Origin of the sequence: Nonomuraea sp. H19, from assembly GCF_052068215.1 — a bacterium.
Taxonomy (GTDB): Bacteria; Actinomycetota; Actinomycetes; order Streptosporangiales; family Streptosporangiaceae; genus Nonomuraea.
Genome location: NZ_JBQHCV010000073.1, coordinates 1 through 10736, shown reverse-complemented (window position 1 = coordinate 10736; position 10736 = coordinate 1). Strand labels below are relative to the sequence as shown.

Below are 10736 nucleotides of genomic sequence, written 5' to 3'. Positions count from 1 at the left end.
ACCTACAACGAAGATGTCGCCTTCCAACCGCGATCGAAGGCCATGGCTTGACAACTTGGGCAGATCGGATGTCTGCGACCGTCGGATTAGAAGTGGATCGCCTTTTCTTTGCGCGATGATGCGCCGACCTGCAGGTGATCCCTCGGATGCCCTCGACCAGAGCAAGGTCATTCCGAGGATGTTCCGGATCACAGCAGATCGTCGGCTCAGTTCACGATCGCCCATCCGGGTGGCTCCCAGCTTGACCCCAGAGAGCGATCATTCGCACCCCAGGACGGGGAACCGCTTCTCCACCGCAACGAGCGCACCCACGAGTTCCGGGATGTCTGTCTGATCCAAATTATCGATCTCAAAGTGAAGGGTGTTTCGCATCCCAGGATGGTCGGTCACGGTCCCGGCGATCGACAGGGCACCTGTGGGACGAAACTCGACGGTGAGCTCTATCCAATGCTCAAGGGAGGAGAGGGTGGCACTTCCCTTGACTTCCGCGTAGACGCGCTCCAAAGCCACTCGGAAGTCGCGCAACTCCTCAATCCGAAGCCCCGCATCCACTTCGGCAGCGAACCCTCCGACCTGCACATGGATCGGAGAGATCAGCCAATTCCCGTCCCAGAAGTCGGTACAGCCGGGATGCATACGACCGAGGACCCGGATCAGCACATGATCGAAGTTTCCACCCCGGCCGATGACGATCTCAGCATGCTCCATACGGTCATCCTCTATGAAGGGGCGTTCACCTAATCCAGGATCACCAGTTGGAAGATTTCGACTCATGATCCCCTGACGTGTTCCAGCTCTGGTCAGAGGCCCTGCGACCCTGCTCGTGAGTCTCCGTGATTCCCCCTCGATCACCGCCCATCGGGCACGCAACGGGCACGCGTGCCCACTGGCGACGGTTTACAGCGGGCTGACGGTTCGGGGGCTGAGTACTCTACGACCTGCACTTCTGATCGACCGCGGAACCGACAGTCTGCAGGTCATCCCGCGCATATCCCGGATCTTGAGTCTCGTCCCTGTCCTGGTGGCCCCAGGGACGTTCGTGACCGTCCGAAAGTGGCGAGGCATTTTGACATTAGGGCATAAGGTGTCTCCGTGAATGTGATCGAGTTCCGCGTCGAAGGGCCGGTCGCCCCCAGCGTCTATCCGCACATGGACATCCTGATCGACGGCATCAATCTCGTCGAACTCGCACGCGTTGTCGAACTACCGCTGGCCTCCAGCCCAAGCATCGCGGGGGCCTATGCGGGACTACTGGAGCGGGACTTGATCTGCTGGCCAAGCACACATTTCCTCGGAGCACCTCATCTCCAGTGGTTTTCCGAAGGAGAGACAGTGCTGCTGGGCTGCGAATGTGGCGATTGGGGATGCTGGCCGTTGACCGCCCAGGTCGAGGTAACCGAGCAGACCGTCACTTGGTCTGGGTTCCGTAACGGCCACCGTCCCAACTGGGATCTCGGAGCGCTTGGTCCTTTTGTCTTCGACAGGCAGCAGTACGAGGCGGCTCTCCGCAGAACCGCCGCCTCCCCGAAGCTGTCTTGACCGTCATCTCGTGGTGGCTCCCAGAAGCTTTCCGCAAGGCCAAGGTGAGCGGCGAGATCGATCGGCGCTCGGTGGTCAGCCCCAGCCAGGCACGTGAACTGCTCACCGCGGTGACCTACGTGGGGCGGTCGCGAGGGCCGATGTTGGCCGCCATGTTCGCCTGCATGTACTTCGGCGGTCTTCGCCCGGCAGAGGCGGCGGGACTGCGGCAGAAGGACTGCCGGCTCCTAGAGCAGGGCTGGGGGCTGCTGACGCTGGAGAAGACCAGACCGCAGAGCAACAGGCGGTTCACCGAGTCGGGGCAGGCTCACGACGAGCGCGGGCTGAAGCACCGGGACGTGAAGCACACGCGCACCGTGCCCATCCCGCCCGAGCTGGTGGCCATCCTGCGGGATCACATAGCGGCGTTCGGAGTCGGCGAGGACGGCCGGCTCTTCCGTACGCGCACGGGCGGCGTGATCTCCGGTTCGGCGTACGCGAAGGTCTGGCAGGAAGCCCGAACGTACGCCTTCACTCCCGACCAGGTCGCCTCTCCCCTGGCGGGCCGGCCCTACGACCTCCGGCACGCGGCAGTCTCGCTCTGGCTCAACGCGGGCGTGCACGCCCCAGAGGCGGCCGAGAGAGCGGGACACGGCGTGGACGTGATGCTCCGCGTCTACGCCAAGTGCATCGACGGCCAACAGGAGATCGCCAACCGGCGCATTCTCGAAGCACTCGCGGCGTGACTCATGAGCCACAGCAGGACCCGGGGACACCTCGGGGTCCTTTCGCCGTTCCGGGCGCCCGAACTGCTGCGCCGACCTGGGGAAACGTGGCTGCGAGCATTCCGCGTATGTTCCGCGAGCAGTGGCACAGGGCTGCTTTCGGCGGCCTCCCGCTGCGTACGGCGCGACCAGGGCGATCATGCAAAAGACCAGGTCAACCCGTGGATTGCCTGGTCTCGATTGCGCGCCCTGCAGGATTCGAACCTGCGACCGTCGGATTAGAAGTCCGATGCTCTATCCAGCTGAGCTAAGGGCGCTCCCGCCTTATTGTGCATGATCCGGCGACTTGTCACGCACACGTTTTCCCGTGTCAGTCTGTCGTCCTGGTCACAGACTCACGAACCCCCTGCCCAGAACCGCCGCCGCCCAGGTCCACCCGGTGGTTTGCGCTCATGAGATCCGTCAGGGGGTGAGCGAGGACTTCTATCGCGGTGTCGTACCGGAAGTGGTGGGTTGTCCTGGCGCGAGGGGAAAAGGCAGGGCGGGAGTGGGGTGAGACGGTCTAAGCTGTCGTGGCATGGTCGCGACGCTCCTGCATGAGATACCCCTGCAGGGCGGGGACGTGACTGACGGGGTGGTGCGGGTCGGGGACACCGTACGCAGACCGGCCAGTTCATCGACGCCCGCCGTGCATGCCCTGCTCAGACACCTTGAGGCCGCCGGATTCGCGGGGGCGCCGCGGGTTGTGGGGATGGACGAGCTCGGGCGGCAGATTCTCACCTACCTTCCGGGCACCACCGGGCTGCGGCTTGAGAGCGTGACGGATGAGGCTCTCGGGTGCTTAGGGGTGCTGTTGCGGGAGTACCACGATGCGACCGTGGGGTTCCCGCTGACGTCGAAGGGGTGGGAAGGCGGGTCGAACGATGACAGGGCGCCGGAAGTCATTGGGCATTGTGATTTAACGCCCGCCAACGTGATTTTTCAGGCGAGCCGCCCGTACGCGATGATCGACTTCGATCTGGCGCGGCCTACCACCCGGCTCTTCGACATCGTGACGACTCTCCGGCATTGGGCACCCATCGCCGACCCCGTCGACCGGCCGCCGCTCCTGCGCAACCTCGACGTGGGCGCCCGCCTGCGCCTGTTCTGCGACGCGTACGGTGTCGAGCCCCGCGACCGGCGCCGCCTCATCGAGCTGGCCAGGTTCCGCTTCCACCGCTCCTACGCGGTCATGCGCACCCGCGCCACGGCCGGCGGCAACTGGGCGAAGATGTGGGCAGGGGGCGCTGGCGAGCGCATCCGACGCGCGGTCGTCTGGCTGGACGCGCACGAAGAAGAGCTCCATGCCCATCTGGTATGACCCTCTTGGGCTCGCCCTCGGTGTGGCGCTCGACCGGCTGCTCGCCGACCCGCACAGTCCCGCCCACCCGGTCGCGGTGTTCGGGAGGGCGGCCGGACGGCTGGAAAAGTCCCTGTACGGCGACAGGAGGGTGAACGGTGTTGTCCATGTCATGGTGTGTGTCGGGGGTGCGGCCGGGATCGGCCTGCTCGCCCACCGAGTCCCGAACTCCGGGGTCCGTACGGTCATAACGGCCGTTGCCACGTGGGCCGTTCTCGGTGGCACCACGCTGGCCCGCGAAGGCGCCTACATGGCCGATGCGCTCGAGCGTGACGATCTCGAACGGGCCAGGGCGCGACTGCCGCACCTCTGCGGCCGAGATCCCGCCCGGCTGGAGGGCCCCGAGTTGGCTCGGGCCACGGTCGAGTCGCTGGCCGAGAACACCTCCGACGCCGTCGTCGCGCCGCTGTTCTGGGGGGCGATGGCGGGGGTGCCGGGGCTGCTGGCGTACCGGGTGATCAACACACTGGACGCCATGATCGGGCACCGGTCCCCACGCTATGAGCGATTCGGGTGGGCGGCGGCCAGGCTCGACGACGTGGCCAACTACGTTCCGGCGCGGGTGACCGGGCTGCTCGCCGTCCTGATCGGGCCGGATCGGCGGCAGGCGCTCGCCGTGCTGAGGAGGGACGGGCACCGGCACCCCAGCCCGAACTCCGGGCGCTGCGAGGCCGCGTTCGCGGGCGCGCTGGGCGTCACGCTCGGCGGCACGAACGTCTATGCGGGGCGGACCGAGCACCGTCCGACCATGGGGGACGGTCCCAAGCCGGGCGTCGGGGACATCCGGCGCGCCGTGCGCCTGACGCGGGCGGTGAGCCTGGCCGCCGCGGGCGCGGCCGTCTTGACCGCCTGGGCCCTGCGCCGCGCCACCCGCCGGGCGTAGCCGTCTTGACCGTCTGAGCCCTGTGCCGCGCCACCCGCCGGGCGAAGCCGTCTTGACCGTCTGAGCCCTGCGCCGTTCCCCGGGCGCGCGGGTGAGCCCGGGGAGCGACGCTGACCGTGCCGGGTAATTACGTGGTAATTAGCCAACGGCCGCTTTTCACATGACACGGTTCAAATTGAGCACGAGCCAGATCACGAATACTGAGATCAGCGTTATTCCGATCATCGCCTTCGCCGCGTTGTGCGCGATGACCTTCCTGGCCGTGACCTGCTTGGCGCTCTGCTTCCACACCTGACGCATGAGGATCATCGTCTGGAAGCGGCGGCCGAGGGCGAACACGGCCAGGGCGAGGAGGATGAATAAGATGACGCGGCCGTCTGCAGATTCCACGGAGATCCCCCTGTGGCCTTGAAGATTGTTGTTGACCCCCGAAACTTTGGAGAACAAAGGATACTCGGATATCCGCGGTTTGCGATTTAAATTATCGGCTCCAGGTCCACCACGATAGGCGCGTGATCGGACGGTCCTTTCCCCTTGCGGGCCTCGCGATCGACGTACGCCGAGCGCACCCGCCCCGCCACATCCGCGCTCGCGTACACCAGATCGATCCGCATCCCCTTGTTCTGGTGGAACATCCCGGCCCGGTAGTCCCAGTACGTGAACGGATGCGGCCCCTTCATCGGCGTCGGCACCACGTCGTGCAGTCCGAGGGCGCGTAGCGCGGCCAGCGCCTCCCGTTCGGCCGGCGTGACATGGGTCGAGCCGGCGAACAGCGCGGGATCCCACACGTCGGCGTCCGTCGGCGCCACGTTGAAGTCACCGCATACCACCAGCGGCATCCCCATCTCGGCCGCCAGCGCGTCCCGCAGCGCCGCGAACCAGGCGAGCTTGTAGAGGTAGTGCGGCGAGTCGACGGTGCGGCCGTTCGGCGCGTAAATCGACCACACCCGCATCCCGCCGCAGGTGGCGCCGATCGCGCGGGCCTCGGGCCGGGCCGCGCCGACCCCGTCCAGCTCCCCGAACCCCGGCTCGCCGGGGAAGCTCAGCGTCACCTCGTCCAGGCCCACCTTGGACAGCAGCGCGACGCCGTTCCACCGCCCGTCGCCGTGGGCCGCGGCGGCGTATCCCAGCGCGCCCACCTCCGCCACGGGGAACGCCTCGGCGGGGCACTTGGTCTCCTGCAGGCACACGATGTCGGGCTTGGTCTCGGCCAGCCAGTCGAGCAGGCGCGGCAGTCGTGCCTTGACGGAGTTCACGTTCCAGGTAGCCAGGCGCATTCTCCTAGCGTGCCACCGGCGCCCGCGGTCAGGGGCCATGACCCCGCGAAGGCCAAGTGCCGGTGGCACCGCCCGGCCCCGCGCCCTGTGGCCGAGCGAGTTCCGGGGTACCCCGCCGCCGGGGCCTGGCACGTGGAGGGTCCGTCCCGGTTGAGCTCAGGGCGTGGTCAGATGAGCCCCGCGCGGCGCGCCCGCGCGGCGGCCTCCACGCGGGAGCTCGCGCCCAGTTTGGCCAGGATGTTCGAGACGTGTACGCCCGAGGTCCTGGCGGAGATGAACAGCCGCTCGGCGATCTGCCGGTTGCTCAGCCCCTCGCCGACCAGCCCCAGCACCTCCAGTTCCCTGGCCGACAGGGCGAGGTCACTGCCGAGGCCGACGCGCAGTGTGGCGGCGGCCGCCTCGACCTCCCGCCGCAGCGGCTCCGCGCCCAGGTTCGCGGCGATCGCGGCCGCCTCGCGCAGCAGCTCGCGGGCGTTCACCGGGTCCTGCTCGGCCGCCCTGACCAGGGCCTGCCCCAGCGCGTACGGCTGCCCGACGGCCCGCCAGCACGCCACGGCCGCCGCCCAGGACCCGCCGCACTCGGCCTCGAACGTGGCCCGGTACGCCTGCTGCACCGCCCCGGTCGTGGCGAGGCCCGCCGGCGCCTCCCGTACGCGTCCGACGCGGGCCGCGAGCACCAGCAGCGGCCAGGCGTAGCGGCGGCTCAGCGTGAGGTCGTGCTCGCCCAGCACGTGGCCGATCACCCGCCCGGCTCGGGCCAGGTCGGCCTGGGCCACCGCGAGGCGGCATTCGAGGAGGTCGGGCTCGAGGCAGGAGTCGTAGCCCCGCGACCGCCCGCGCATCAGCGGCCTGGCCAGGCGGACGACTCCGTCGGCCTCGTCCAGCGCGCCCTCCCAGACGGCCACGGTCCCGAGCACCATGAGGATCCAGGCCCGGTGGATCGGCGCCGGGTCGAGGGCGAGCGCCGCCTTGATCACCTCGCGGGCCTCCTTCCAGCGGCCGAGCGAGACGAGCGGCTCGGCGAGGTTCGCGGCCAGGTGGGCGCCCCGGGTGCGGGCCATGCCCAGCCGCCGGGCCCTGGCCATGCCCTCGCGGGCGACCGACTCGGCCCTGGCGTGCCGGCCCGCGGCCTCCAGGACGTCGGCCTCGCTGGCGTACGACATGAGCAGGCTGTCGTCGTCGGGCGCGCACCTCCTGAACTGGGCGTACAGGCTTGAAGCCGGGCCGAGGTCGCCGTCGAGCGCGGTGAGCGCGGCCAGCGTGACCAGCGATCGGGTGTCGCCGAGCGCGAGCGCCTCCTCGGCGTGGGCGCGGGCCTCGGCGTCCTGGCCGTTCAAGGAGAGCGTGGTGGCGAGGGCACCGATCAGCCTGGCGTCGCGCGGGGCGAGGCGTACGGCTTCGCGCAGGTCGCCGAGTCCCTCCTCGCCCAGCAGGTCGCGGATGGCGACGCGCAGCTCCAGCAGGTGTGCGGCGCGCAGCGGGTCGTCCACCTCCTCCAGCGCCCGGGTGGCCAGTTCCTCAGCCCGCTCGGCGTCACCCTCGCAGAGGGCGTCCCGCGCGGCCTGCTCCAGCACCCACGCGTGATCCCGCCCACAGCCCGGCCCACCGCCGTCCGCCCGATCCGCGCCGTCCGCCCGATCCGCGCCGCCCGCCCGATCCGCGCCCGCCCGATCCGCGCCGCCCGCCCGATCCGCGCCGCCCGCCCGGTCGGCGCCGCCCGCCCAGTGCGTGCCCTCCGCCCGGTCCGCTCCGGTCATGCGCTCCTGGCCTTCGGTGTTCTGGTCGTCCCACAGCTCCAGGACGCGGTCCCAGCGGCCGGCCAGCCAGGCCGCCTCGAAGGCGCGCCGCCGGTCCCCCGCCGCGTACCAATGGTCGGCGGCCAGGTCCGGCTGGGCCTCGGCGCAGCGGGCGTGCAGGCGCCGCCGCTCCCCCGGCAGCAGGTCGTCGTAGACCGCGTCGCGGATCAGCGCGTGCCTGAAGGCGTAGCCGTCCCCGTCCACCAGCAGCAGCCGCGCCCGTACGATCGGCCGCAGCGCGTCGTCGAGCGCCAGCTCGTCCAGCCCCGCCACGGCCGCCAGCACGTCGTGCGGCGTTCTGCGCCCCGCCACGGCGGCGATCCGCAGTACGTCGAGACTGCGCGGGCCGAGCCGGTCGGCCCCGGCCAGCAGCAGCTCGCGCACCGACGCGGGCGTCGCGGCCCCGGCGCCGGCGTCGGCCAGCGCCTCGACGAACAGCGGGTTGCCCTCGCTCCGCGCCACGATCCGATCCAGCTCCGCGCCGTCGCGGCCGAGCATGCGGGCCACCTCGTCGCGCCCGAGCGGCGGGACCCTGATCACCTCGGCGTCCGGCAGCCGCAGCGGCTCCCGCGAGGTGACGATCACCAGCACGCCCGGCCGCATCAGATTGCGCAGCAGGAACACCAGCAGGTCGCGGGTGGCGTGGTCGGCCCAGTGCAGATCTTCCAGCACGAGCACCAGGGGACGCCGCTCGGCGGCCCGCTCGACCAGCAGGAGCACCTCCTCGAACAGCCGCGCCCGCCCCAGCCCGGGCACGTCCGCCGCCTCGCCCAGCTCGGGCAGCAGCCGGGCCAGCCCGCCACGCCCGCCGCCTGGCACGAGCCCGGCCCCGTACTCCCTGACCAGCCGCCGCAGCACCGGCACGAACGGCGCGTACGCCGTCCCGCCGGGATCGGCCCCGCCCTCGGCGACGACCGCGTCGATCGCGCCGGCGTACTCGCGGACCAAGCGCGACTTGCCGATGCCCGCCTCGCCGACGACCAGCACGGCGGCGGGCGTGCGGGCGTGCGCCGCGGCCAGCCGCCGCAATTCCGTCTCCCGTCCGACGAACACGCCCTTCATTATGAAGAGGCGGCTAAGCATCTTGCCCGATGTGCTCTGAGGGCCTGTTCCGTCAGCGTCGTGGGCATGCTGACGCGTTCGATGATTCTCATGATGGCGGCCTCGATGGCCGGGCTGTTCGGCTTCTACCTGTTGTTCTCCACGGTCCCCCTGTACGCGGCGACGAGCGGCGCGGGAGAGCTCGGCGCGGGGACCGTGACGGGCGTCCTGATGCTGGCCACGGTCCTGGCCGAACTGGCGGTCCCGTGGCTGCTCGCCACGCTGGGCTACCGGACGGTGATGGCGCTCGGCCTGGCGCTGCTCGGCCTGCCCGCCCTGCTGCTGCCGCTGTCGGCCGCGCTTCCCCTGGTCCTGGCGGTCAGCCTGCTGCGCGGGGCCGGGCTGGGCATCATCGTGGTCGCGGGCACGGCGCTGACCGCCGAGCTGGTGTCCGCGGAGCGCCGCGCCGAGGGCCTCGGCGTGTACGGCGTGGCGGTCGGCATCCCCTCGATCCTCGGCCTGCCCCTCGGCCTGTGGGCGAGCGGCGCGCTCGGCTTCACCCCCGTCTTCGTGGCGGCCGGGCTCGTGCCGCTGGCCGGCGTCCTGGCCGTGCGCGGCCTGCCGGCTACCAGGCCCGAGCGCAGGACCACGCATCGGGGACCGGGCATGTCGGGCGGCCTGGCGGGGCCCGCGCTGATCTTCGCGGCGGTGACGACCGCGACGGGCGTCATGGTGACGTTCCTGCCGCTGGCGGGCTCGCCGGAGCTGGCCTCGGCCGCGCTGCTCGCCCAGTCGATCACGACGCCGGTGGCCCGCTGGCTGGCCGGCAGGTTCGGCGACCGGCACGGCTCGGCCCGGCTGCTGGCGCCCGGCGTGCTCGCCGCCGCCGCCGGTGTCGCGCTGCAGATCCAGGTCGGCGGCCCGGTCGCGGTGGTGGCCGGGATGGCGCTGTTCGGGGCAGGGTTCGGGGTGCTGCAGAACGCGACGCTGGCGCTGATGTTCGAGCGCGGCGAGCCCTCCCGGGTCAGCGCCCTGTGGAACCTGGCCTTCGACGCGGGGATGGGCGCGGGGGCGCTGGGGTTCGGGCTGGTGCTCGGGCACACCGGATACCCGGCAGGGTTCGCGCTGGTGGCCGCGCTCATCGCCGTCACGCTGCCGCTGACCGGGGTCAGGCGCGCGAACGCTCCACTCCCACGGTGATCTCGTTGCCGAGCCTGCGGCCGGCGAGCAACTCCAGGTCGTCGCCGCTCCAGAACCTGCCCGGGTCGTACCAGTTGGGGCGGCGGCCGCTCGGCAGCAGCCCCATCTCCTCGTACGTCACCGCCACGACCTCGGCGCAGTAGGCGCTCTCCAGCGTCGCCTCCTTGCGGGACCGCGGGATCCGGCCCCTGGCCCAGCGCGCGGCCAGGCGGGCGGTGGAGGGGAACGGGGTGCCGTCGAGCCGCGCCACCGTACGCAGGGCCGCGTCCTCCATCTCCGGCGTCACCTCCGGTTCGAGCTGGCGTAGCCAGCCCCGCTGGCCGTATCTGTCGGCCCACACCGTCACCGCCTCGCGCAGGTCGTGTAGTTGCACGCCGCGGTGATGGGTGCCCGCCCACAGGTCGAGCAGCGACCTGCCGAGCTCGGCATGCCACATCATGGGCGGCAGGTCCTCGATCACGATGGCCATGCCCACGTGGTTGACCGGGCTGTTGGTCATCGTCTGAATCGCGCGGTCCGGCACCGAGCGCCCGCGGAAGATCCACAGATCGCCGGTCCTCGTCACCTTGACGGCCTCATCAAGAGTCAGCACACCGCTAGCGTAGGCACTATGCGTATGCGCTGGTGGAAGATGCTCGGTCTGGCGGGAATCATGGGGGTCGCGGCCACCGGAGCGGTGATCGCCCGTGCCGAGCGACGGCGGCGTGCCTACACGCCCGAAGAGATCAGGACCCGACTGCGCGAGCGCGCCGAGGGAGCGCCGTCGTCTGGAGGAGCGGCGGGAGCGTAGCGACCAGAGCGGGGGAAGGCGACGGCATAAGGCGACCGAGCCCGCCGAACGGAGTGAGGCCATGAGCAGGCGAGGGAGCGCCGTCGTCTGGAGGAGCGGCGGGAGCG

At 70.6% G+C, this 10736-nt stretch carries 11 protein-coding genes and 1 tRNA gene; 6 read left to right on the top strand and 6 right to left on the bottom strand.

The genetic code is table 11. From position 1 onward, the window contains the following. Window positions 1–258: 258 nt before the first annotated feature. Window positions 259–708 (bottom strand): WapI family immunity protein, encoded by a 450-nt coding sequence (locus tag ACTMTI_RS55930; RefSeq protein ID WP_441129239.1) that lies wholly within the window; start codon window positions 706–708, stop codon window positions 259–261. A 384-nt stretch (window positions 709–1092) separates the two neighbouring features. Here ACTMTI_RS55930 and ACTMTI_RS55925 point away from each other — a divergent pair, with 384 nt between their 5' ends. Continuing rightward, window positions 1093–1539 (top strand): hypothetical protein, encoded by a 447-nt coding sequence (locus ACTMTI_RS55925; RefSeq protein ID WP_441129238.1) that lies wholly within the window; start codon window positions 1093–1095, stop codon window positions 1537–1539. After that, complete coding sequence (locus tag ACTMTI_RS55920; RefSeq protein WP_441129237.1) at window positions 1536–2264, top strand: tyrosine-type recombinase/integrase; 729 nt, start codon at window positions 1536–1538, stop codon at window positions 2262–2264. The genes ACTMTI_RS55925 and ACTMTI_RS55920 overlap by 4 nt, the downstream gene beginning before the upstream one ends. Window positions 2265–2486: 222 nt before the next feature. Here the strand turns inward: ACTMTI_RS55920 and ACTMTI_RS55915 are convergent. After that, window positions 2487–2560, bottom strand: a tRNA-Arg gene (locus ACTMTI_RS55915). Window positions 2561–2820: 260 nt separating this feature from the next. On the opposite strand from ACTMTI_RS55915, the gene ACTMTI_RS55910 reads away from it, so the two are divergent. Both ACTMTI_RS55910 and ACTMTI_RS55905 read left to right on the top strand, forming a co-directional pair. After that, window positions 2821–3603, top strand: a complete 783-nt coding sequence (locus ACTMTI_RS55910; RefSeq protein ID WP_441129236.1) for a phosphotransferase — start codon at window positions 2821–2823, stop codon at window positions 3601–3603. Continuing rightward, entirely contained in the window at window positions 3587–4525 is a 939-nt protein-coding gene (locus ACTMTI_RS55905) for a cobalamin biosynthesis protein (protein WP_441129235.1), read from the top strand. Before ACTMTI_RS55910 ends, ACTMTI_RS55905 begins: the two co-directional genes overlap by 17 nt. A 156-nt stretch (window positions 4526–4681) precedes the next feature. On the opposite strand, the gene ACTMTI_RS55900 is transcribed toward ACTMTI_RS55905, so the two are convergent. From ACTMTI_RS55900 to ACTMTI_RS55890, 3 genes are all read right to left on the bottom strand, one after another. Beyond that, a complete protein-coding gene (locus ACTMTI_RS55900; protein ID WP_441129234.1) occupies window positions 4682–4915 on the bottom strand; it encodes a hypothetical protein in 234 nt (77 codons plus the stop codon). A gap of 86 nt (window positions 4916–5001) precedes the next feature. Next, window positions 5002–5802 carry an exodeoxyribonuclease III gene (locus ACTMTI_RS55895; RefSeq protein ID WP_441129233.1) on the bottom strand — a complete coding sequence of 267 codons (801 nt, stop codon included), beginning with the start codon at window positions 5800–5802 and terminating at the stop codon, window positions 5002–5004. Window positions 5803–5969: 167 nt separating this feature from the next. After that, on the bottom strand, window positions 5970–8651 hold the full coding sequence (locus tag ACTMTI_RS55890) for a helix-turn-helix transcriptional regulator (RefSeq protein ID WP_441129232.1): 2682 nt from the start codon (window positions 8649–8651) through the stop codon (window positions 5970–5972). A 75-nt stretch (window positions 8652–8726) separates the two neighbouring features. Between ACTMTI_RS55890 and ACTMTI_RS55885 the strand changes: the two genes are divergently transcribed. Then, window positions 8727–9839 (top strand): MFS transporter, encoded by a 1113-nt coding sequence (locus tag ACTMTI_RS55885; protein WP_441129231.1) that lies wholly within the window; start codon window positions 8727–8729, stop codon window positions 9837–9839. Here ACTMTI_RS55885 and ACTMTI_RS55880 read toward each other — a convergent pair. Further along, on the bottom strand, window positions 9808–10428 hold the full coding sequence (locus ACTMTI_RS55880) for a hypothetical protein (RefSeq protein ID WP_441129240.1): 621 nt from the start codon (window positions 10426–10428) through the stop codon (window positions 9808–9810). The genes ACTMTI_RS55885 and ACTMTI_RS55880 overlap by 32 nt on opposite strands. A gap of 21 nt (window positions 10429–10449) precedes the next feature. Here ACTMTI_RS55880 and ACTMTI_RS55875 point away from each other — a divergent pair, with 21 nt between their 5' ends. After that, window positions 10450–10629 (top strand): hypothetical protein, encoded by a 180-nt coding sequence (locus ACTMTI_RS55875; protein WP_441129230.1) that lies wholly within the window; start codon window positions 10450–10452, stop codon window positions 10627–10629. Window positions 10630–10736 lie beyond the last annotated feature (107 nt).